General features: G+C 46.1%; 24 protein-coding genes and 1 other RNA gene. 9 read left to right on the top strand and 16 right to left on the bottom strand.

Going from position 1 to position 22,894, the window contains the following annotated elements:
- Positions 1-144: 144 nt before the first annotated feature.
- Positions 145-2,943: a two-component sensor histidine kinase BarA gene (barA, locus tag ATB76_RS22015; protein ID WP_061036126.1), complete on the top strand. Its 2,799-nt coding sequence runs from the start codon at positions 145-147 to the stop codon at positions 2,941-2,943.
- A gap of 89 nt (positions 2,944-3,032) precedes the next feature.
- Here the strand turns inward: barA and acpS are convergent, their stop codons facing one another.
- The 11 genes from acpS to rpoE form a co-directional block, all read right to left on the bottom strand.
- The gene (acpS, locus tag ATB76_RS22020; protein ID WP_038881196.1) at positions 3,033-3,413 is read right to left on the bottom strand and encodes a holo-ACP synthase; all 381 of its coding nucleotides are present in this window, start codon (positions 3,411-3,413) and stop codon (positions 3,033-3,035) included.
- A gap of 12 nt (positions 3,414-3,425) precedes the next feature.
- On the bottom strand, positions 3,426-4,157 hold the full coding sequence (gene pdxJ / locus ATB76_RS22025; RefSeq protein ID WP_038881194.1) for a pyridoxine 5'-phosphate synthase: 732 nt from the start codon (positions 4,155-4,157) through the stop codon (positions 3,426-3,428).
- Entirely contained in the window at positions 4,154-4,885 is a 732-nt protein-coding gene (gene recO / locus ATB76_RS22030) for a DNA repair protein RecO (protein ID WP_039976437.1), read from the bottom strand. The genes pdxJ and recO overlap by 4 nt, the downstream gene beginning before the upstream one ends.
- 129 nt (positions 4,886-5,014) lie before the next feature.
- The gene (gene era, locus ATB76_RS22035; protein WP_038881191.1) at positions 5,015-5,977 is read right to left on the bottom strand and encodes a GTPase Era; all 963 of its coding nucleotides are present in this window, start codon (positions 5,975-5,977) and stop codon (positions 5,015-5,017) included.
- Complete coding sequence (gene rnc, locus ATB76_RS22040) at positions 5,970-6,647, bottom strand: ribonuclease III (RefSeq protein ID WP_005436448.1); 678 nt, start codon at positions 6,645-6,647, stop codon at positions 5,970-5,972. The genes era and rnc overlap by 8 nt, the downstream gene beginning before the upstream one ends.
- A gap of 20 nt (positions 6,648-6,667) precedes the next feature.
- A complete protein-coding gene (gene lepB / locus ATB76_RS22045; RefSeq protein ID WP_038881188.1) occupies positions 6,668-7,567 on the bottom strand; it encodes a signal peptidase I in 900 nt (299 codons plus the stop codon).
- Between the two features lie 104 nt (positions 7,568-7,671).
- Complete coding sequence (gene lepA / locus ATB76_RS22050; protein ID WP_038870300.1) at positions 7,672-9,465, bottom strand: translation elongation factor 4; 1,794 nt, start codon at positions 9,463-9,465, stop codon at positions 7,672-7,674.
- Positions 9,466-9,614: 149 nt separating this feature from the next.
- A complete protein-coding gene (locus ATB76_RS22055; protein ID WP_038870305.1) occupies positions 9,615-10,085 on the bottom strand; it encodes a SoxR reducing system RseC family protein in 471 nt (156 codons plus the stop codon).
- Positions 10,082-11,047, bottom strand: coding sequence for a sigma-E factor regulatory protein RseB (gene rseB, locus ATB76_RS22060; protein ID WP_038870306.1), 966 nt, complete (start codon positions 11,045-11,047; stop codon positions 10,082-10,084). Before rseB ends, ATB76_RS22055 begins: the two co-directional genes overlap by 4 nt.
- Positions 11,044-11,670, bottom strand: a complete 627-nt coding sequence (locus tag ATB76_RS22065; protein ID WP_038870308.1) for a sigma-E factor negative regulatory protein — start codon at positions 11,668-11,670, stop codon at positions 11,044-11,046. Before ATB76_RS22065 ends, rseB begins: the two co-directional genes overlap by 4 nt.
- 26 nt (positions 11,671-11,696) lie before the next feature.
- Positions 11,697-12,275, bottom strand: coding sequence for an RNA polymerase sigma factor RpoE (rpoE, locus tag ATB76_RS22070; RefSeq protein ID WP_005436461.1), 579 nt, complete (start codon positions 12,273-12,275; stop codon positions 11,697-11,699).
- A gap of 555 nt (positions 12,276-12,830) precedes the next feature.
- On the opposite strand from rpoE, the gene nadB reads away from it, so the two are divergent.
- On the top strand, positions 12,831-14,438 hold the full coding sequence (gene nadB, locus ATB76_RS22075) for an L-aspartate oxidase (protein ID WP_042602357.1): 1,608 nt from the start codon (positions 12,831-12,833) through the stop codon (positions 14,436-14,438).
- A 35-nt stretch (positions 14,439-14,473) separates the two neighbouring features.
- Here nadB and ATB76_RS28905 read toward each other — a convergent pair whose 3' ends face one another.
- Both ATB76_RS28905 and ATB76_RS22085 read right to left on the bottom strand, forming a co-directional pair.
- Positions 14,474-14,707: a hypothetical protein gene (locus tag ATB76_RS28905; protein ID WP_042602356.1), complete on the bottom strand. Its 234-nt coding sequence runs from the start codon at positions 14,705-14,707 to the stop codon at positions 14,474-14,476.
- Positions 14,708-14,861: 154 nt separating this feature from the next.
- The gene (locus ATB76_RS22085) at positions 14,862-15,122 is read right to left on the bottom strand and encodes a succinate dehydrogenase assembly factor 2 (RefSeq protein ID WP_038870312.1); all 261 of its coding nucleotides are present in this window, start codon (positions 15,120-15,122) and stop codon (positions 14,862-14,864) included.
- 236 nt (positions 15,123-15,358) lie between these two features.
- Between ATB76_RS22085 and ygfZ the strand changes: the two genes are divergently transcribed.
- The 3 genes from ygfZ to ATB76_RS22100 all read left to right on the top strand — a co-directional run bounded on the left by ygfZ (position 15,359) and on the right by ATB76_RS22100 (position 17,661).
- Positions 15,359-16,327, top strand: a complete 969-nt coding sequence (gene ygfZ, locus ATB76_RS22090; protein WP_042602355.1) for a tRNA-modifying protein YgfZ — start codon at positions 15,359-15,361, stop codon at positions 16,325-16,327.
- Entirely contained in the window at positions 16,320-16,793 is a 474-nt protein-coding gene (locus ATB76_RS22095) for a YbaK/EbsC family protein (RefSeq protein ID WP_042602354.1), read from the top strand. Before ygfZ ends, ATB76_RS22095 begins: the two co-directional genes overlap by 8 nt.
- Before the next feature lie 661 nt (positions 16,794-17,454).
- Positions 17,455-17,661, top strand: a complete 207-nt coding sequence (locus tag ATB76_RS22100; protein ID WP_038881174.1) for a DUF1107 domain-containing protein — start codon at positions 17,455-17,457, stop codon at positions 17,659-17,661.
- Positions 17,662-17,737: 76 nt separating this feature from the next.
- Here the strand turns inward: ATB76_RS22100 and ATB76_RS22105 are convergent, their stop codons facing one another.
- Genes ATB76_RS22105 through ATB76_RS22115 form a run of 3 tightly spaced genes read right to left on the bottom strand, consistent with a single transcriptional unit; the run spans position 17,738 to position 20,770 of the window.
- On the bottom strand, positions 17,738-18,946 hold the full coding sequence (locus ATB76_RS22105) for an FAD-dependent 2-octaprenylphenol hydroxylase (RefSeq protein WP_042602353.1): 1,209 nt from the start codon (positions 18,944-18,946) through the stop codon (positions 17,738-17,740).
- 27 nt (positions 18,947-18,973) lie between these two features.
- The gene (ubiH, locus tag ATB76_RS22110; RefSeq protein WP_038881167.1) at positions 18,974-20,152 is read right to left on the bottom strand and encodes a 2-octaprenyl-6-methoxyphenyl hydroxylase; all 1,179 of its coding nucleotides are present in this window, start codon (positions 20,150-20,152) and stop codon (positions 18,974-18,976) included.
- A 39-nt stretch (positions 20,153-20,191) separates the two neighbouring features.
- Positions 20,192-20,770, bottom strand: a complete 579-nt coding sequence (locus ATB76_RS22115; protein ID WP_038870319.1) for a YecA family protein — start codon at positions 20,768-20,770, stop codon at positions 20,192-20,194.
- Positions 20,771-21,019: 249 nt separating this feature from the next.
- On the opposite strand from ATB76_RS22115, the gene zapA reads away from it, so the two are divergent.
- The 4 genes from zapA (at position 21,020) to rpiA (ending at position 22,835) form a co-directional block, all read left to right on the top strand.
- On the top strand, positions 21,020-21,328 hold the full coding sequence (zapA, locus tag ATB76_RS22120; RefSeq protein ID WP_038870320.1) for a cell division protein ZapA: 309 nt from the start codon (positions 21,020-21,022) through the stop codon (positions 21,326-21,328).
- Between the two features lie 8 nt (positions 21,329-21,336).
- Positions 21,337-21,521, top strand: a non-coding RNA gene (ssrS, locus tag ATB76_RS22125) — 6S RNA.
- 5 nt (positions 21,522-21,526) lie between these two features.
- Entirely contained in the window at positions 21,527-22,120 is a 594-nt protein-coding gene (locus ATB76_RS22130; protein WP_042602352.1) for a 5-formyltetrahydrofolate cyclo-ligase, read from the top strand.
- A gap of 58 nt (positions 22,121-22,178) precedes the next feature.
- Positions 22,179-22,835, top strand: a complete 657-nt coding sequence (gene rpiA / locus ATB76_RS22135; protein WP_038881162.1) for a ribose-5-phosphate isomerase RpiA — start codon at positions 22,179-22,181, stop codon at positions 22,833-22,835.
- Positions 22,836-22,894: the final 59 nt, after the last annotated feature.

Genomic DNA, 22,894 nt, shown 5'->3' on the forward strand with positions numbered 1-22,894 from the left:
GATTGCAGCCGTTGTGTGATTCGAGTGACTTGATTATGCTTACCGTTTATCCGGTGACGTCACTTCTTTACTCAAGGCTTTATCGCGCGCTTGAGAAATAATGCGTTATTTTCCCATATCCAGACTCCGATGTAATTAGATAACATGACCAGATATGGCTTACGAGCACGTGTAATTACACTAACTCTCGCTCCCACACTCATTATTGGTTTATTACTGAGCGGCTTTTTCTCATTTAACCGCTACCAAGACCTCGAAAAACAAGTCATCACGACAGGTAATAGCATTATCGAACCACTTGCTATTGCCAGCGAAACGCACCTTCTTTCTGAAAGTCGTGAAGCCGTCCGTCGCCTGATCAGCTACGCCCACCGTAAAAACTCGAAATTGGTTCGTAGTATCGCGGTGTTTGATGAAAACCATGAGCTTTTTGTCACCTCTAACTTCCACCCAAATTTTGAAGCGCTGATGTTCCCGAAGGACAAACCGATTCCTCAATTAGGGAACTCAGAAATCTTCGATAACTCGCTTATTCTGCGTGTGCCGATTCTATCAGAAGGCCATTATCTTTCTGAGCTTTCAAATGAGAATCAGGGAACAAAAGCCATTGGCTACATCGCGGTGGAAATGGATCTTTCGTCACTTCGTTTGCAGCAGTACCAAGAGGTCTTCTCAGCATTCTTGGTGTTGATTCTCGGCCTTGGTCTCGCGAGCGTGTTCGCCTCTCGCCTCATGCATGACGTTACCCAGCCGATCACCCACATGAAGAACGTTGTGGACCGAATTCGTCGTGGCCACCTTGACGTGCGTATCGAAGGCAAAATGCACGGTGAGTTGGACCAACTGAAAAACGGCATCAACGCCATGGCGGTCTCGTTGTCGGAATACCACGTTGAGATGCAGCACAGTATAGACCAAGCGACATCGGACTTGCGTGAAACCCTCGAACAGCTAGAAATTCAGAACGTAGAGTTAGACATCGCGAAGAAACGTGCGCAAGAAGCGGCGCGAGTGAAATCTGAATTCTTAGCCAATATGTCACACGAGCTTCGTACGCCACTGAACGGTGTGATTGGCTTTACGCGTCAGATGCTTAAAACTCAGTTGTCGAACAGCCAAACGGATTACTTGCAAACCATTGAGAAGTCGGCAAACAACCTACTCAACATCATCAACGACATCCTCGACTTCTCGAAACTGGAAGCGGGTAAGCTAGCCCTAGAAAACATTCCATTTGAATTCAGAGAAAGCTTGGAAGAAGTTATTAACTTACAAGCGACCAGCGCACACGAGAAAGGATTGGAGATCACCCTAAAAGTGGATCCGAAGATTCCGCCAGGCTTGGTCGGTGACCCACTGCGTATCCAGCAAATCCTTACTAACTTGGTCGGTAACTCGATCAAATTTACCGAGCGCGGCAACATCGACATCAGTGTTGAAATGCGGTCCCAATCCAGTGATTCCATTGAACTGCAATTTATGGTTCGCGATACGGGCATTGGTATTTCGGAGCGCCAACAAGCACAATTGTTCCAAGCCTTTAGCCAAGCAGATGCAAGTATTTCACGCCGATACGGCGGTACTGGTTTAGGTCTGGTTATCACCCAAAAACTGGTTAGCCAAATGGGCGGCGAAATCAGCTTAACCAGCCGTCTCCACCAAGGTTCTACCTTCTGGTTTACGCTGCGCCTACATTCAACAGAAATGCCAATGAGCGATCTAATTGAAGTAGAACTGCTATCTGGTAAGCAGCTGCTGCTGGTTGAACCAAACATGCAAGCAGCATCAGTGACTCAACAAGTCTTGAGTCAAGAAGGCATTCTAGTGACCTACCGTTCATCGCTACCAGAGAACGATGAACACTACGACTACGTATTGTTGAACTTGGGCGCAAACCAAACTTACGACGACCAATCCGTCTCAGCGTGGATTGAACAGGCGAAGCGTATGGCTCCAAGTGTCATCATGGGTACGCCAAGCACAGAGCTAGCATTAGCAGACCAAGTGATGAACGATCATCAGATCCAATGTCTGACCAAGCCATTATCGCGTCGTAAACTGCTACAGAGCCTGATCACTGACCATATCGAAATGCCTCAGGTTGCCCTGCCTCCGGTTGAACCTGTAGAGAGCGAAAGACTGCCATTAACTGTGCTTGCGGTTGATGATAACCCTGCCAACTTGAAGCTGATCTCCGCGCTATTGAGAGAGCGTGTCGAAACAGTAACGGCATGCAGCAACGGTCAACAAGCAGTGAACCTCGCAACAGAGAAGAAATACGATCTGATCTTCATGGACATTCAAATGCCATTGATGGACGGCGTAACCGCTTGTCAGTACATTAAAGAGCTAGAGCTGAACAAAGACACTCCTGTAATTGCGGTGACCGCACACGCAATGGCTGGTGAGCGTGACCGGCTGCTGGCAGCGGGTATGGATGATTACCTAACCAAGCCAATTGAGGAACATGTGTTGCAACAGGTTTTGGTTCATTGGAATCCAAATACCTGTACTGACAGTGTCGATAAGATCGCACCATCTTACGTGGAGCCTGCAGTGGAAGCTGCACCACCAGCGCCGGAAAAACCGCAGCAAGATATGATCATCGACTGGCAAGCGGCCTTAAAACAAAGTGCAAACAAAGAAGACCTAGCTAAGGACATGCTGCGCATGTTGATCGACTTTATTCCAGAAGTGGAAGAAGTGGTCGATCAAGCCATAGAGCAAGAAGACTTTTCGCGTGATGACCTTATCCATGTGGTGCATAAACTTCACGGCAGTAGCTCTTACTGTGGCGTACCGAGGTTGAAGTCACTGTGTGCAACCTTGGAACAGGCGCTGCGTTCAGGTGCGAGTATTGAAGACATCGAACCGGAAATGTTCGAACTGCAAGATGAGATGATTAAAGTCACCACGACGGCGAAGTTTTATCTTGAACAGTAGAGAATAGTTCGGAAAATCAACACAATAAAAAAGCCAGAGCATCGACTCTGGCTTTTTCGTATTCGGTTATTAATCCGTAATCAGACAAATTAGGATTCAAAAATCACCGTCGCGACCGCGTAATGACGCTCGTCAGAAATCGATAAATGAACATGATTCACACCCATCGACTCGGCGATTTGCTTTGCCACGCCAGAAAGCGTCAACATCGGTTTACCGAACTCATCATTCGAAACGGTAAAGTCATGGAAGGTCACGCCTTTCGCAATGCCCGTGCCTAACGCTTTTGACGCTGCTTCTTTTACCGCGAAGCGCTTTGCTAGATAGCGACCTTTTTGTTTCAGTTCGTCAAATTTTGCCATTTCTTGAACCGAGAGAATGCGCTTTGCAAATGGCTCACCACTGCGTTCTAGTGCTTTCTCTATTCGCCCAATCTCGGCGATATCGGTTCCTAATCCTAAAATTGCCATGATTGAAACGGATTACTTACGTGCAGCGACCATCAGGGCTTTCATTTCTGCCACTGATTTTTCTAGGCCATCAAATACCGCACGACCGATGATCGAGTGACCAATATTCAGTTCGTAAATTTCAGGCAATGCAGCGATTGGCGCAACGTTGTGGTAAGTCAGACCGTGACCAGCATTAACGATGATACCTAGGTCATCAGCGTAGCTTGCACCTGCAGCAATCTTCTTAAGCTCGTCTTGTTGGTCTTCCTCAGTCTCCGCATCCGCATAGTGACCAGTGTGAAGTTCGATATACGGTGCACCACATGCTTTTGCCGCATCGATCTGTTGACGGTCAGCATCAATAAATAGAGAGACTTTGATGCCCGCTTCCGTCAGTTTTTGCGTTGCAGCTTTCACTTTCTCAAGCTGACCTACAACGTCAAGACCACCTTCTGTTGTCAACTCTTCACGTTTTTCAGGAACCAGACACACGAATTCAGGCTTAGTCTGTAGTGCAATCTCAACCATCTCGTCTGTTACTGCCATTTCAAGGTTCATACGAGTTTGAATGGTTTCACGTAGGATGCGCACGTCACGATCTAGAATGTGGCGACGGTCTTCACGCAGGTGAATAGTAATACCGTCTGCGCCAGCACGCTCTGCAATCTCAGCAGCATGAACAGGATCTGGGTATTTAGTACCACGCGCATTACGTAGAGTGGCAATATGGTCGATATTAACGCCTAAATAGATTGAGCTCATTTTCCATTACTCCGTGCTCTGTATGTCTGAATGAATAATTCACGACTTTTTAAAGGTTTGCCGCCAAGATACGGCTTTAAGGCCATACGTGTAAAGCGTTTCGCCGCTTTTAATTGCTCTTTAGTGATGAATCGCCGTTCACTAATCGCAATCAATTCATTCCCCAAAAAAGTGAGGTTATCTCGCCTTACTGACGCAATGAATCCTTTTTGTTCGCGATAGCGGTAAGTCATCTCAGGATCAACGGGTTCACCAGTACCAGCACAATGCAAAAAATCGACGCCATACCCCATAGAAGACAGCAGGGCCAATTCAAAACGACGCAAGCCCGGTTCAGGGTTATCACTCTGAGCTAGTTCCGTTAGTGCATGCAGATAATCATGAAACAGCGCAGGCATTGGCACTTCTGCCATCAACACCCTTCCAATCAATTCATTTACGTACATGGCGGAGTAAAGGTTTATTCCTGTCAAAGGCAAACCTAAACTGATGGGCTCTGCTTGACGTAACGTCTTCATCGAGCCTTTCCCTGACCATTTCAGCAATAAAGGGGTAAAGGGCTGCAATGCGCCTTTAAGATTGGAGCGTTTACCGCGGGCACCTTTTGCCATCAATGTAATTCGACCATACTCCTCGCTGAATACATCAAGGATTAAGCTCGATTCACTGTAAGGGCGTCGATGCAATACAAAGCAGCGTTGAAAGCCTTCTGAAGACTGGTTGCTCATCTCGTCAGTGTGCCTAAGAAGTGTGAATAAAAAATAAGGAGCCAATTGGCTCCTTATTCTAATCGATATTTAGTTTTTATCGATGTTGGAACGAAGTGTCTTCGTTACCAAACTTACAAGCAACCAAACTTATAGGTCGTCGATGTAACCAAGTGAACGCAATGCACGTTCGTCGTCTGCCCAACCAGATTTCACTTTTACCCAAGTCTCTAGGTAAACCTTACGGCCGAACAACTCTTCCATATCTAAGCGCGCTTCACGACCAATGGTCTTGATCTTCTCACCGCCTTTACCAATGACCATTTTCTTTTGACCGTTACGTTCAACAAGAATTAAGGCATTGATGTGGAAGCCATCATTTTCTGGGTTGTAGTCAAAACGTTCAATTTCAACCGTTACCGAGTAAGGCAATTCTTCACCAGTAAAACGCATCAGCTTTTCACGCACGATTTCAGACGCCATGAAACGCTGAGAACGGTCTGTTACGTATTCTTCAGGGAAGTGATGCGTTGCTTCTGGCAAGTGATCGCGAACGTGCTTACGTAGTACGTCGATGTTCTTGCCTTGTTTCGCAGAGATTGGCACAACGTCAACAAAGTCCATTTTCTTAGACATGTCGGCCATGTGCATCATCACTTCGTTACGATCTTGGACATTGTCTACCTTGTTCACACAAAGTACTACAGGGAAGTTCGACTTTTGAAGCTTAGTCAGCACCATCTCGTCGTCTTTGGTCCAGTGCGTACCATCAACCAAGAAGAATACTAGGTTTACATCACTAAGCGATGAGTTCGCCGCACGGTTCATCAAACGGTTGATCGCACGCTTCTCTTCAATGTGAAGTCCTGGTGTATCTACGTAGATCGCTTGGTAATCGCCGTCAGTGTCCACACCCATGATGCGGTGACGAGTCGTTTGCGGTTTACGAGATGTAATCGAAATCTTCTGACCAAGAATTTTGTTTAGAAGCGTCGATTTACCAACGTTTGGGCGACCAACAATCGCAATAAAGCCACAGTGCTGGTTTTCTGGTGAACTTACTTCACCGTTTGATGCAAAAAATGCATCGATATCGAATTCGTTATCAGCCATTTGTTAATTGCTCAAGTGCTGTTTCAGCAGCCGCTTGTTCTGCCTTGCGGCGGCTGGTGCCTTTACCAATGACAGGCTTATCCACACCTGCTACGTCACACTCAACCGTGAACTCTTGGTTGTGCGCTTCACCTTTAATATTAGTCACTGTGTAGACAGGCAGTGGTTTTCTTCTGCCTTGCAGGAACTCTTGTAGGCGAGTTTTTGGATCTTTTTGTGATACGCCAGGCTTGATGGCTTCAAGACGCGAGTTGTACCAACTCAGTACAATACCGCGCACGGCTTCAATATCACTATCAAGGTAAATCGCACCAATAATGGCTTCTACCGCATCGGCTAGAATAGAGTCTCGGCGGAATCCACCACTCTTCAATTCACCTGGACCTAATTTTAAATAATCTCCTAGATCGAACTCACGACCCAGTTCCGCCAATGTGTGCCCACGTACCAAAGTAGCGCGCATACGGCTCATGTCACCTTCGTTCACTTTCGGGAAACGATGGTACAGATCATCAGCGATGACAAAACTTAAAATTGAATCGCCCAGAAACTCAAGACGTTCATTATGCTTACTGTTGGCGCTGCGGTGAGTCAGCGCCAAGTTGATAAGCCCAGCATCCTTAAATTGGTAGCCGAGCTTTCTCTCTAGTTTATCAATTGGAGAATTCATACTCTCTCGATATGTAATGGTTAGTGAATACCACCGACGCGGTTAAAACGCACACCAGTTGGAATCCATGAAGGTAGAACGCTGTCTGCACCACGATCAAACTCGAAGCTAATCCAAATCGCGACAGCTTTACCCACTAAGTTTGCTTCTGGAACAAAGCCCCAGTAACGGCTATCAGCACTGTTATCACGGTTATCACCCATAACAAAGTACTGACCTTGCGGTACAACCCATTCGTTAACTCCTGGACGTGGCTGGTAGTTCTGCACACGGTCACGAGCTAATGGGTTAACCAAGATTTGGTGTTCCACTTCACCCAGTTTTTCATTCATCTGAATCAGAGGAATACCGTTTTGGATGAACGGACTTTCTTCAACATTGCTCAATTTAACTGGCTTACAAACCGAATCACCTTGCGATTGAATACACACTTGCTTGTCACTTGAGTAACGAACCGTATCGCCAGGTAAGCCAACAACACGTTTAATGTAGTCAATATTTGGTTGAGGTGGGTATTTGAATACCACAATATCACCACGCTCTGGTTTGCCAGTTTCCACTAGCTGATGACGCCAAACAGGATCTTTCAATCCGTAAGCGTATTTCTCCACCAGAATAAAGTCGCCCACTAGTAGGGTGGGCATCATTGAGCCTGAAGGAATTTGGAACGGTTCATAGATAAAAGAACGCAATACAAGAACGAATGCAATTACAGGGAAAATAGACACGCTATTCTCAATCCACCATGGCTGACGTTCTACTTTCTGTAGTGTTACCGCGTCTAGGCCATTAGCTGTCTGTGCTTGAATCTCTTCTACTTTCGCTTGACGTTTTTTCGCAAACACCAGCTTTTCCAGTAGCCAAACTACGCCAGTTACCAAAGTCACGATAACTAGAATCAGTGAGAATGTATTCGCCATTAAATTCCCTTATCTAAAAATACGAAAGTGAAAGAGCCGAAACCCTTTCACTTATTTTACTATCTAACGTCTTATGACAGACAAGAGTAAGAGATAGTTCAACTCTAGTCTTTACCAACGTGAAGAATCGCTAGGAACGCTTCTTGAGGCAGCTCTACGTTACCGATCTGCTTCATACGTTTCTTACCTTCTTTCTGTTTCTTCAGAAGTTTCTTCTTACGGCTCACGTCACCACCGTAACATTTCGCGATTACGTTCTTACGTAGCTGTTTCACAGTAGAACGAGCAATGATGTGGTTACCGATTGCCGCTTGGATCGCGATATCAAACATCTGACGAGGAATGAATTCTTTCATCTTCTCAACTAACAAACGACCGCGGCTTTGCGCTTGATCTTTGTGCGTGATGATAGCTAAAGCATCCACTTTATCGCCGTTCAACAGAACGTCTACACGAACCATGTTTGATTCTTCAAAACGCTGGAAGTTGTAATCCAATGATGCATAACCACGAGATGTTGACTTCAAGCGGTCAAAGAAATCGAGTACAACTTCTGCCATAGGGATATCGTACGTCACCGCAACTTGGTTACCGTGGTAAACCATATCAACCTGCATACCACGCTTCTCAACACAAAGTGTGATTACGTTACCTAGGTAATCCGATGGCACAAGAATATTACAACGCGCAATAGGCTCACGGATAAATTCGATGTCGTTTACAGCTGGTAGCTTTGCAGGGCTATCCACATACAGGATTTCACCACTTGTTTGCTCAACTTCATAAACTACCGTTGGTGCGGTTGTAATAAGGTCAAGGTCGTATTCACGCTCAAGACGTTCTTGGATAATTTCCATGTGCAGCATACCAAGGAAGCCACAACGGAAACCAAAACCAAGTGCTGCCGAGCTTTCTGGCTCGTAGAACAACGACGCATCATTCAGACTCAGTTTACCAAGTGCGTCACGGAAGTTTTCGTAGTCATCAGATGATACTGGGAATAGACCCGCGTATACCTGAGGCTTCACTTTTTTGAAGCCAGGAAGTGCTTTCTCACAACCATTTTTTGCGGTTGTCAGTGTATCACCCACTGGAGCACCAAGGATGTCTTTGATACCACAAACAACCCAGCCTACTTCGCCAGTATTTAACTCTGTCGTATCAACTTGTTTTGGTGTGAAGATACCTAGACGGTCAACACCCCAAACTTGGCCTGTGCTCATTACTTTGATTTTGTCGTTTTTCTTCAGCGAGCCGTTTTTAATACGAACCAAAGAAACAACGCCAAGATAATTATCGAACCATGAATCGATGATCAATGCTTGAAGTGGCGCTTCAGGATCACCTTCTGGAGAAGGTATCGCAGAGACAATATTTTCTAGAACGTCATCCACGCCTAGACCTGTCTTTGCACTACAACGCGTCGCTTCCATCGCGTCGATACCAACAATCTCCTCAATCTCTTCAGCTACACGCTCTGGTTCTGCCGCTGGGAGGTCGATTTTGTTTAGGATTGGCACAACTTCCAAATCCATTTCGATCGCGGTGTAACAGTTGGCAAGCGTTTGAGCCTCTACACCTTGACCTGCGTCAACCACCAACAACGCCCCTTCACAAGCGGCCAGAGAACGTGAAACTTCGTACGAAAAGTCTACGTGTCCAGGAGTGTCGATAAAGTTAAGTTGGTATGTCTCGCCATCTTTTGCGGTGTAATCAAGAGTCACACTCTGCGCTTTGATAGTGATGCCACGCTCACGTTCAAGATCCATAGAATCCAGAACCTGTGCGGCCATTTCACGATCGCTTAATCCTCCACAAACTTGGATTAGACGGTCTGATAGGGTCGACTTACCATGGTCGATGTGGGCGATAATCGAAAAGTTACGAATGTGCTTCATAGATTTAGGGTGACTAACTCTTTACAAATAAGGACAGTAAGAAAGCCATCAGCTGACGGCATTTCAATCAAGTTGGCAGATTCTACCCAATTTCGTTAACGGGCGCACCTTATTTAAAGTATATACCTTAGCAACCTCGAGGTACGTACTTATTGGATAGGCTCACCGAGAACTCGAATGAGGGTGACTTGGCGTTTTGATTCATCTTCTAAAGGCCGTGACACACGTTTAGCGAGCCACATACCACCAGCAGCGAACAAAACCGAAGCTAAGATGGTAATGCCCTCGCCGCCTGCGGTTAAAGGCTCAAGAAGGAAGTTGCCAATCACGGCACCAAAAATCAGACCAAACAGAGGAAGAAGGTAAACCGCCATTGCGGATTTGATCAGGCTCGACTCAGGAAAGCCAATTTCTACCACCTGACCTACTTTGACGGATGTTTTTGTACGCAGATGCCATGCTAATGTTTTGTTACCAATTGCTTTGGTAACCACGCCAGTGCCACAGCTTTTTTGCGAAGAGCAGCTGCTACAACTGGTCTGTTGCTCGCAGCTTAAATCGATATCGTATTGCTGACCGTGACGATGAACACCCGTCACGGTTGCTAATGCGGTCATCATTGCGCTTTACTCTTTGCAGCATCAAACGTAACAGATTGTGCAATACGCTGAGCAGTTGCCGGTGGAATATCACCCACAACAGAGATTTCATGATTACCACTTACAAAGCTATGCAAAGTACGACGACCTTGACGAACCAGCTGACCTTTCAGCGAATGCTCATCTTTGCTGGCGACATAAACAGAGAAACTGAATAAACCATCCGAGTAAAGTTGGCTTTCAACCATTTGGTCGGTCACTGCCATTCGGTAGCGATTTAGCTCATTTGGGTGGAAACCTTCAGGAATCCAACCTACGTTCCAGTCACTCGTACCGATATCACCTTTAGGCATCGTCAATACTGCTGGCAACTGCACATCCGCCAAACCACTCATCAACTCGCCAATTTTTGGATTCACCGAGTATGAGATCGTACGGTATTGCTCTAGCATTTCTCCATCACGGTCAACCAGATCAGCACGCAGTGGTAACTTACTTTTCTCATCAATCCAAAGTACGTACGAATAACGCAAGCCGTCTTTAGGCACAATACGTAACACCTGAGTCGGAACGCCAGCTTCACGAGCACGACCAACTTTGACGTAATCGTAATAGAGGTTCAATTCATCGATATTGGTGTTCAGCATCGGCATGATTGGTGCGACCATCTTGCCAGATTCAATCGTAAACGGCTCTGCGCCGGTTTCGATGTAGCTCACTTCAGTACCACGACGAATTACTTCACGAACTGGACCACTCAAATACACAAGATGTGCGTACTGATCTTTATCGTGAGTCGCATGACGGTACAGCAAAGGTTCAATGCTGTTCTTTTTGATGAGGATATAAGAGAGTTCGTAGCTTAAATTTTTGCTCGCCTCGCTCATTTGATGCAATAAAGCCTCCGCTGGTTTATCACCAGCAAAGGCTTGAGTAGACATCAGACTGAACAGAGCGCAAGCGCTGATCAGAAATTTTTTCATTCAATATCCGGAGTCAGATTTGCATCTTGCTGAGACGCATCACTGTTAATTCTTAACTGCAATTCGTAGTCACGAAGCATAGCATGAACACGTTTACGTTGCTCTTGCATATTTGCTTCGCCAACCGAGCGCTCAACGGACTCACGAGTCAAACTTACTGGTTCTGCACTGCCAGCAAATGGCACTGTTTGAAGCACAGGAAGTTGATCGGCTTGTGGCGACATTGGGTCGCTACCACCGTATTGTTGCACACCTAAAATCACGGCAAGTGACACACACGCAGCAACGGCAACCTGACCAAACTGAGTTAGCCATGCAGGCAACTGGCGCTTGGCTTTTTGTGGCTCTGGTTGCGACTCTTTTGGCGCGTCATTAATTGAAATAACGTTAGCACTGCGTGAATCGATAGCACGATGCACAGGCTCGTCTTCTAACGCTAACGCCACGCTTTCAGCAATATTCCACTCAGGTTTTGCTGGCGCTTCGCCTCGCATCACATCACCAATAAGATGATAGTTCTGCCAAGCGTCACGGCTTTCTTGGTCTTGCTCTAATTCTTGAATTAAAGCCTTATCGACCAATTCTCCATCCATGAGAGCTGAAAGTTTTTCTTTGTCAGCCATTGTTTTCACCATAGTTATCACTTGTACTAGCGCTGTAAAAGAGGTTTGATTTTCTTTTCCACCGCCTCACGAGCACGGAAGATACGTGATCGTACCGTTCCCACCGGGCAATCCATTACTTCAGCAATTTCCTCATAGCTTAAGCCATCAAGCTCACGCAGAGTCATTGCCGTTTTTAAATCTTCAGGTAAGGCTTCGATTGCGCTGAACACTACCCGTTGCAATTCTTTGGACAACGTTAAGTTCTCAGGGTTCGAAATTTCTTTCAATGCATTACCTGTTTCGTAAAATTCAGCATCTTCAGCATCAACGTCCGTCGCAGGCGGTCTACGACCCTGAGCAACGATATGATTCTTCGCAGTATTCACTGCAATGCGATACAGCCAAGTGTAAAACGCACTCTCCCCGCGAAAGCTAGGGATAGCTCGGTAAGCCTTGATAAACGCTTCTTGTGCTACATCTGGAACATCGCCAGGATTACTTACGTATCTGGAAATAAGATTACATACCTTGTTCTGATACTTCGTTACCAGCAGGTTGAATGCTTGCTTATCTCCATTCTGAACTCGCTCAATCAATACTTGATCGGTCAGCTGCTCGTTCATTCGAGCGGATACTCCTATTTGTTATGCCCCTACTCTTCTCAGATATGGGTACTAATTATGCAAAACGTAGTATTGACACCACTGCTTACTTGAGCACTATTGTGACTCCGACGTGAATGAGAAAGTTCCATGGTTTCTCAAATTTTTTGTCATTGTTTTTTCACAGTGTGATGTCACTAGCCAAATCCCTCGCCACGTCTGAATTACGTCTCGTTTTGACAAGCGAGCATAGTGATGGGGAAATGGGTATAATGGATGATCTCTGTCCCAGATTGTGCTGGGTAGAGCCTAGAAAAGCAATGGCATTGACAAACTATTACTTTTTGTTGGCACGGCTAATGGCTATCTGAACAACGCGTTTAAAATAAAACTCAGGAAGCATGAGCATGTCATCGACATGCAAAAATAAGAGTGGCACAAGTCACCAGAGTTGCGGTGATTTAGATACCTCCCAACTTAGCCCTTAGCGACGGATGTCGCGTTAATGGATGCACATGGTGTGCAAAATATACACAAGGTAGCCTTGTTACCTTAGCTTGGGATTGTAAAAGTTATATGAACACGAATCGTGAACATGAATGTGATGTGTTAGTGGTAGGGAGTGGCGCCGCGGGCTTGTCGTTAGCTTTGCGCGTAGCAAACCACTGTAAAGTGATGGTGTTGAGTAAAGGCCCGCGCAGCGAAGGCGCGACGTTTTACGCGCAAGGTGGTATCGCTGCGGTCTTCGATGAATCTGACACCATCGAGTCTCACGTTGAAGACACACAAATTGCTGGTGATGGCATTTGCGATGAAGAAACGGTTAAGTTTATCGCTGAGAATTCAAAAGAATGCGTGCAATGGTTGATTGATGGTGGTGTACCGTTTGACCGTGAGGACGATGACTCTGATGAAGAACCTCGTTACCACTTAACTCGCGAAGGTGGTCATAGTCGACGCCGAATTTTGCATGCTGCGGATGCAACAGGTATGGCGATGCAAACCTCACTGCAAGACAACGCCCATAGCCACCCAAACATTCATGTTCTTGAACGTCACAATGCTCTGGATTTAATCACTGAAGATAAAGTCGGCGGCGACAAAAACAAGATCATTGGCGCTTATATTTGGAACCGAAATGAAGAACAGGTAGAAACCGTTCGCGCTAAATTTGTTGTTCTTGCGACTGGTGGCGCTTCCAAAGTTTACCAATATACGTCAAACCCTGACGTTTCCTCTGGTGACGGTATTGCGATTGCTTGGCGAGCAGGCTGCCGTGTAGCAAATATGGAATTCAACCAATTCCACCCTACTTGCCTGTTCCACCCAGAAGCACGTAACTTCCTACTCACAGAAGCCTTGCGTGGTGAAGGTGCCTATCTGCGACGCCCTGATGGCTCACGCTTTATGCCGGATTTTGATGAGCGTAAAGAGCTTGCGCCGCGTGATGTCGTCGCACGTGCCATCGACTTTGAAATGAAGCGCCTAGGTGCAGACTGCATGTATTTAGACATCAGCCACAAACCTGCGGAATTCATTACCAAGCACTTCCCAACCATCTATTCTCGTTTGATGGATCTTGGCATCGATATGACCAAAGAACCGATCCCAATTGTTCCAGCCGCACACTACACGTGTGGTGGCGTGATGGTCGATCAAAACGGCAATACGGACTTGAAGAATCTATATGCCATTGGCGAAGTCAGTTACACCGGTCTACACGGTGCAAACCGCATGGCTTCAAACTCACTTCTTGAGTGTGTGGTCTACGCATGGGCAGCCGCCAAAGATATCCTAAAGCACCACACGAAGGTCGAATTAGCCCCCCGAGTACCTTGTTGGGATGAAAGCCAAGTCACCAACAGTGATGAAGAGGTTATCATCCAGCATAACTGGCATGAGCTTCGCTTGTTTATGTGGGATTACATGGGCATTGTTCGCACGGACAAACGTTTAGAGCGCGCACTACGCCGTATTCAAATGCTTCAGCAAGAAACGCATGAGTACTACAGTCACTTCCGTGTTTCAAACAACTTGCTAGAACTGCGTAACCTACTTCAAGTAGCTGAACTGATGGTACGCTGTGCGATGCAACGTAAAGAAAGCCGCGGTCTACACTACACCTTGGATTATCCAAACCAACAAGAGAATAGCGGACCGACGATTCTGACACCAAACAAGTAAATTTGACGCCAAGTAAGAAAGAGTCAGACACGATATCAAATGGGAGCTTCGGCTCCCATTTTCCATTGACGCAATATCATATTCAATTGACGATACGACACATCATCACAACTGTCTCGCCAAACGGTTACCTTATCCCCAGATACCAACTTGAACGTCACCTTGAAAACAGAAGCGGAAAGATCGACTCCTGATAACAGTGAAGTTTGAGCGTCATTTCGAACCGTTCCATCACGATGACAATACCAATCCCCGACAGTTGACGGCATGACGAATCCACCTTGGGTATGGCAACGATAGATCAGTAGTAACAGATAACTAGATAAGACGAGTGGAATATCAGAGAAGATAACCGCCCAAGCTAAACCGAAAAGAATCAAGTAATGCAGCGCTTGGGCGTTTAGAGATTTAGAAACAGTAAGGTTAACGAACCTTGCTGAGGTTGTGTGCGACAATTTTATCAACCATCGAAGCGTGACCAAGGTTTTCGCTGCGACCATGCCCCATGACCCAAGTAAACAAATCTGGATCATCACATTCTAACAACGAAACAAAATCACGTTGCTCTTGCTCACCTAGTGCATCGAAGCACTCTTCAAAAAACGGCATAATCACCACGTCAAGCTCAAGCATGCCACGACGACAAGCCCATTTAATACGCGCCTTTTCTTCCGCAGTGTACATTCAGTATTCCTTCATAGATGTCTTGTTCTTAGTGCGGAGTGTAACAAGGGATGTTCTACGCCACTAGTGTGCGGGTCACAATATGTAGCCAAGTCACTGCAAATCCTGATCGCATTTAATAAACAAACGTTCAGTTGAGCCAAACACCTTAAAATTGAGTGGATATATTGAGTGCTGACAAATGTCTAATCTGCAATTAACATAGCTGAAAAATATCTTCAAAAGGCATCGTACTCATGGAATGGCAAACTCGCTTTTCACCACTGAACCTATCGACACAAGACGCGCTACCGGAGCTGTCTATCTCGCTATTGGATAACCTGGGCATGATCACCATGGTCGGGGACGACAAAAAGTCATACCTACACGGTCAAGTTACCTGCGATGTGGTTTCTCTTGAGAAAGACCAATCAATGTTGGGAGCACATTGTGACGCGAAAGGTAAAGTGTGGAGTGTCTTCCGCCTATTCCACCATAACGATGGCTACTCAATGGTTCAGCCGAAATCAGCAATTGAAGTGGAACTGAAAGAAATTAAAAAGTACGCAGTGTTCTCGAAAGTGACCATCGAAGAGTCAAGCGACGTGGTACTGGGTGTTGCTGGTAAGAATGCAGATGCATTCATCTCAACGCTAAATGCTGATTCTGGCGAGGTGCGTGCGATTGAAGGCGGCACTGCGGTCAAAGTCGCTCTGAATCGCTGGTTGCTTGCGCTTACAGCAGAAGCAGCACAATCATTAGTGGAAGATAGCCAAGCAACACTGACAACCCACGAGCTTTGGACCCGTTTCGATATTGAGGCAGCACTGCCATACTTGGCAGCAGACGCGCAAAACGTACACATTCCACAAGCACTAAACGTACAAGCGCTTGGTGGTATAAGCTTTACGAAAGGCTGCTACACGGGTCAAGAAACTGTAGCGCGCGCGAAATATCGCGGCACCAACAAACGTGCAATGTACATTGTTAAAGGTGTAACCGTTGAAACCTTAAGTGAAGGTGCGATCGAGTTGGAACGTAGTGTCGGTGAAAACTGGCGTTCAGTAGGCGCCTTGCTCACGCATTACCAATTCAGCGACAACCAAGCGATGGGTCTCATTGTATTGCCAAACAACCTAGATGATGACACTCGTCTGCGCTTGGTTGACCAACCAGAATGTGAATGGGAAATCGCAGCACTGCCGTACAGCCTTGACGATGAGTAATACCATTCATACCCCTTTGATGCAGTTTTTGGCGGACCAAAACATCGAGTACCGCCTTCTTCCTCATCAAAGGCCAGCAACAACCATTGAGGATGCTGCGCAACAACGCGGCATTCGCCCTTCTCAAATGGTCAAAGCGATTCTTTTGCGTGATATGGGAAACCGATATGCGCTTGCTTGTGCACCAGGTGATCGTAGCGTTGATCCAAAGAAGGTGCGCGCATTACTGCAGTGCCGTCGCATGACGTGTGTTGATCAAGCCGACGTAGAAGCGATTACCGGATACAAGATTGGTACTGTCACGCCACTACTCTTAAAACGCTACATGCCGATCGTATTTGACCCAAGTTTGCTTGAAGAAAAAGAAATCACTATCAGCAGTGGTGATCGTATGGCTGGATTAGCATTATCTATCGATGATTTACTGCAATTGTGCCAACCAACCTTGGCCGATATCTGCCGTTAACCTTCGTAAAAATGTAATAACATGCAGGCTTTCTCACACCTACGTGATCTCACTCATATCTCCCAACATACAAAGTGGAATTTTTAATCATTTTTGAAACATAAATAGTCACGCGTAATAAACTCGTATATGCTGAATTTGTTGGTTAAGTTTTCAACAACGACTTAATCAACATAAAGTGAAACTGCTGACTGAATTGGCCTCTGCCACACAGTCAGTCGTCCACTTTTGTGTAATGCATCTGTGACTATTCGCCCGCCGAAGCGGGCTTTTTTTTATACGGAACTTTTCTGCGCCTCTTCCCTCTAACTCGATGAAAGCCATGTATTAAGCCCTTAATCCGGCAAAACGATAAAAATGCAATCAATTGAGTAAAAACATTTAGCAAACAATTATTTTCCTTCTATTCTTAATTCTGTAACAAAACAGTTGCTTAATGCACCACGTAACAACAGAAAGAGATAAGGAACGGTTCCTTCGCTAGTGTTTTTTTGAGGTAATCCTCACGCTATTTGAGATATGACCCTGTCAATTTGTCTATGGCAGCACAAATCTCTAAAGCGATACAACTCATCTGTACTTAATACCATTGCTGTCACAATAATTTTTACGCCAAAAACGTAAGATAACTGAGCTAGGTAAGAGATAAGGAAAAGTAAATATGAGACTGTTTAAGCGCTATACACCAGGTATGATTGCTAAACACATAAGTCGTCTTTTTAAAGGAAGAATTTATATTTACGGAGTCGGTAAATTTGAGTTTGATAATGGAAAATTAATGCTGCCAGAGAAAGCGGAAAGACGACACTTTCAAGCGGTTAAAGAAATTAACCAAGAGATTATGAAGCTCAGATGCGCATACGCTTAGCGACAACATCGATGTAAAGGAAAGGCTGGATTAACCAGCCTTTTTTGTGTCTTCTATTCGTCGAGCAATAAGCTCGTTATTGACGCGCAAGTTCCGGCAAATTGCCTTTCAAACCCAATGCGCGTTTCATTATCTCGTCTTTTGCTCCTGGTAGCTGGCTAGCTAAACTCAAACCAATTCCACGTACCAGCTTTTTAGCAGGATTCTCACCAGAGAACAGGTCACGGAAGCCTTGCATCGCAGCAATCATCTTCGCAGCTTCCGCTTTACGCCAACGTTCATAACCACGTAGGTTACGTTTGGTGCCAATGTCCTGCCCTTGCTTCCAAAGCGCCAACACTTCTTGCGCTAAGCTCGCAGCATCCAATAAACCAAGGTTCACACCCTGCCCTGCCAGTGGATGAATGGTATGTGCTGCATCACCAACTAACGCCACGCGTTCAACCACAAAGTCACGCGCATAACGCATCTTAAGTGGGAACGCCGCACGTTCACCAACTACTTCACACAAACCTAAACGCACATCAAATTCGCTAGTTAATGCCTTATTGAACTCTTGCTCATTCATCGCCAGCAGTTGCTCGGCACGATTTGGTTCGGTAGACCAAACAATCGAACACATGTGCGGATCAGACATTGGAAGGAAAGCCAATGGACCTTGCGGTGTAAAGATCTGACGCGCAACGCTGTTGTGTGGATCAGCGGTTTTCACGTTCGCGACAAGTGCGCTATGACCGTAATCCCAATGCGTCAATGGAATATCCATTTGGTTGCGCAGCCAAGAGTTTGCACCATCGGCGCCAACCACTAACTTCGCAGTCATGGCTTGACCGTTGTCGAGCGTGAGCCAGCTTTCTTGCTCACCAACCGCTAACGTTGCACAACGTGCAGGCATAAACAGCGTCACGTTATCCAGCTTTTGAACTTGCTCTAGCAACGCCAATTGAATTACGCGATTTTCAACAATATGGCCAAGATCTGGCTGAGCCATGCTTTGCGCATCAAACGCGATGTTAGCAAAGCTGTCTTGCTCCCATACCTCCATTGCATAATACGGAGAAGCACGACGTTGCTCGATACCTTGCCAAGCTCCGAGTTTACGCAACATCGTTTCACTAGAGCGACTTAGCGCTGATACACGAACGTCCGGTAGTTCACTCAACGTATCGTCCGGCACAGAGCCTTCAATAACAGCAACACGTAGGTCACTGTCTTTAAAAGCGGCAGCCAACGCCAATCCAACCATACCACCGCCGATGATGGCGATATCTACACTTTGCATCATTGCTTTTGTTACCTAATTCGTTGCCGTTTATCGTTTCACTAGACCAAGCGTGTGGCGTAGCAGCGGTTGCTTAAAAGTAGAAAGGTTATCCATCGTTGCGAGAGCGAGGTTACGCCCAATTCGCATCGCCGGTAAATCATTTGAAAAAATATGCACGAGAGAACTGGTTAGCCAAATTGTTTCGCTGCGATCATCTTCACGACGCTGGCTAAATCGCATTAAGCCTTGGTAACGACCCGCGTCTTCAGCTTGCTTAACAACCTCTTCCGCTAACGATGCCACATCACGAATACCAAGATTGAAGCCTTGTCCTGCAATCGGGTGAAGCGTTTGTGCGGCATTGCCAACAATAGCAAAGCGGTGTGAAATGTTTTGCTTACGATGACGCAGAAGAAGTGGATAGCTCGCACGTTGCCCGACTTTTTGCATCTCACCTAAACGCCAACCAAAGTCGCTCTGCAGGCGCTCAAGGAACTCTTCATCGGACAAATTCACAACGGATTGCGCTTCTTCAGGACGCAAACACCAAACCAAAGACATGCGGTTGTCACTCATAGGCAGCAGTGCGACTGGGCCATTCTCGGTAAAGCGTTCAAAGGCACGACCTTGATGAGGTTCTTGCGTTACGATATTCGCAATCACTGCCACTTGGTCAAAATCATGCTCAGACAACTCTAAACCGATTTGCTGACAGCATTGCGATACTGCGCCATCGGCAGCAACGAGCAACTTAGCTTCCAGCTTCTCACCGCTCGTCAGCTCAATGTGTGCTTTGTCTTGCTCACGTTCGATGTTCACGACCGAATCCGGGCAAAACAGACTGATCGCCTCACTCTTATCTAAGAGCTCTTGATAGACGCGACCAACATCGGCGAGTTCCACTACGTAACCAAGCGCTTCAACACCAACTTCGTGCTTGGTAATCTCAGTCATCCCCGCATGAGAACGATCGGACACATGAATGTGCTCTATTGGAGTTGCAAAAGGCTCAACCGCCGCCCACAACTGCAAATGGCGTAAGGTGTTGACGGTCCCGTAGGATAAGGCAATGGAACGAGAGTCAAAACCAGGGTGCTCATTAGATTGCGCTTTAAACGGCTCAACAACGGCAACACGAAGTTGTCCTTTCGATAAGCGATCTATCGCTAAAGCAAGTGTGGCTCCCGCCATGGCTCCACCAGCAATTACAACGTCATATTGCCTCATGCTAACCTCTAGAAACTATTCAATTAATGGTACCGACGATCAGTGAATCGTCGGTTTACTATCGTTGCTTTCAGGACGAGCGCCAAACTCGGCATGAATAGTTAATACGCATGCTTTGACGTGTTCGATTACTTGCTCTAGCAATTGAGCTTGCTCACCTAGGTCGTCATCTTCATCAATGCCTAACTTAGCGATCTCTTCAAGATCTGCTAACGCCTCTTTCACATCGTCAGACGCTTTATTCATGGCGATACCAGCTAATCCCAAACCTGAGATAAAATGGTTAACGAAATCAGATAGGCCATCAGCCAATGCGAACAAGCCTTCTTCACCTGGCTCATCAGGCAACAACAGAGACAATTCCATCGAGGTGCCTGTCAACTCATTTACCGTCACTTTAAAAATGCTTTGTGCAAAAGCCAGTGCAGTAGTTGGCCACCCCATGCCATCATTGGTGTAATCAAACAAAATTGGTTGCCAGGTTTGATCGTTAATCGCCAATCCACCACTTAGCATGCCGACAAGTAACCCGTGTAACTCAGCAGGCGTCACTGCAATGCTTGCGGATTTAAGTTCAACAGCAATAGATTGATATTCTGGAAGGGTGATTTCACTCATAACTGGGCTCATTCTTGCGTAATAATGTATCGTTCTATCCTACCATCAAGCCTACTCGGCTGAAACGGCTATCAAATTCAAATTTGGACAGCATTTACTCAATTTGTCCAATTCCTGTGTGATCACTTCACCATTTTTCTATCTAGGGTGGGAAATGCTTGAATCTTAATAGCGGTTTTCCTATAGTTTCCTCCTCGGTAGTTGTACAAAGCAATACCTTAGATAGCGCGAATATAGAGTTTATTCATCATGAGCAATCAAGCGGTCGACGTTGAAATCCTTGGAAAAATGACACGAGTGAATTGTCCACCGGGTCAAGAAGAGTCACTGATTACAGCGGCTAAAGATCTCGATCGTCGATTGAAAGAGATGACAGACCGTACTAAGGTAACCAATGAAATTCAGCTACTGACTTTTGCTGCATTAAATATTTGTCATGAATTGCATACCAAGTCATACGAATCAAACGGTCAGCAACAAGAAATTACGGAGCGAATGGAAAAGCTCACTGCGTCGCTAGAGAACGCACTTAAGAATGTAACGCAAGGACAGCAGTAGATACCAAATTTACCCTGGGGTGTTCGTCAGTTGGATTTAAGTCCCTGAGCCGATAAGCAATACCGAAGGGTTAGTACTTGATAGCTATTGAGCAAGCTTGGCATGCACCGAGAAGCCTACGGTTATCATTGCTGATCCGCCTTGAACCAGCTGGTTCAAGGGCCACAATCCTCAACGGCACCCTGGGGTATCCTCTCTATGTCAAACCTATCTCGACAAGAATTCCGTAAACTCATCCGTGAAAAACGTAACAGCCTGTGCAGTGATACTCAGTTTCAAGCAGGGCTCGATCTAATTAAACAGTTTTCACAGTTGCCAGAAATCCAAGTTTCAGATCACATCGCCATTTATCTTTCCGCCGACGGAGAGCTCGATACAAAACCGTTAATTGAGTGGCTATGGCAACAAGGTAAGTCGATTTACCTACCGGTGATTCACCCATTCTCGCAAGGCCAATTGTTGTTCCTTCATTACGTAAACGATGACCAGTTGGTGTTTAATAAGTATGGAATCTTAGAACCCAAACTCGATATCACCTACCTAAAGCCCGTTCGAGATCTCGACCTGATCTGCACACCATTAGTTGGTTTTGACAGTACCGGCCATCGCTTAGGTATGGGCGGAGGCTACTATGACAGGACACTCTCACGCTGGTTTAGTACTGGCGAGGGCGCCAAGCCAATCGGCATTGCTCATGATTGTCAGCATGTCGAACGCCTTCCAACAGAGAGTTGGGACATCCCATTACCTAAGATCGTGACTCCAAGCCAGATCTGGCAATGGGAAAAGTAGAACTTACCCGCTATAATCACGCCGCAAACGTTAACGAACATCTATTCAGGAGATTGGCATGACTCAAGATGAAATGAAGAAAGCGGCTGGTTGGGCAGCACTTAAATATGTTGAGAAAGACAGCATTGTCGGTGTTGGTACTGGCTCTACCGTGAATCACTTCATCGATGCCCTAGGCAGTATCAAAGACGATATCAAAGGTGCAGTGTCTAGCTCTATTGCTTCTACTGAGCGCCTAAAAGAGCTTGGTATTGAAGTATTCGAGTGTAACGACGTAGTGAAGCTAGATGTCTACGTTGATGGTGCAGATGAAATCAATGCAACACGCGATATGATCAAAGGCGGCGGTGCTGCATTGACTCGTGAAAAAATCGTTGCAGCGATTTCAGACAAATTCGTATGTATCGTTGACGGCACAAAAGCAGTTGACGTACTGGGCCAATTCCCACTTCCTGTAGAAGTTATCCCAATGGCACGCTCTTACGTAGCTCGTGAATTGGTAAAACTAGGTGGTGACCCTGCATACCGTGAAGGCGTAACGACGGACAACGGCAACGTGATCCTAGACGTACACAACATGCAAATCACTAACCCGAAAGAGATGGAAGATAAGATCAACGGCATCGCGGGTGTTGTGACTGTGGGTCTATTCGCTCACCGTGGTGCAGATGTGGTTATCACTGGCACACCAGAAGGTGCAAAAATAGAAGAATAAGTCACTAGTTGACTTAAATTTTCTGTTATTTCATTACAGACGGCGCCCTAGGGCGCCGT

Source organism: Vibrio sp. MOR3, assembly GCF_001557775.1.
Taxonomy (GTDB): domain Bacteria; phylum Pseudomonadota; class Gammaproteobacteria; order Enterobacterales; family Vibrionaceae; genus Vibrio; species Vibrio jasicida.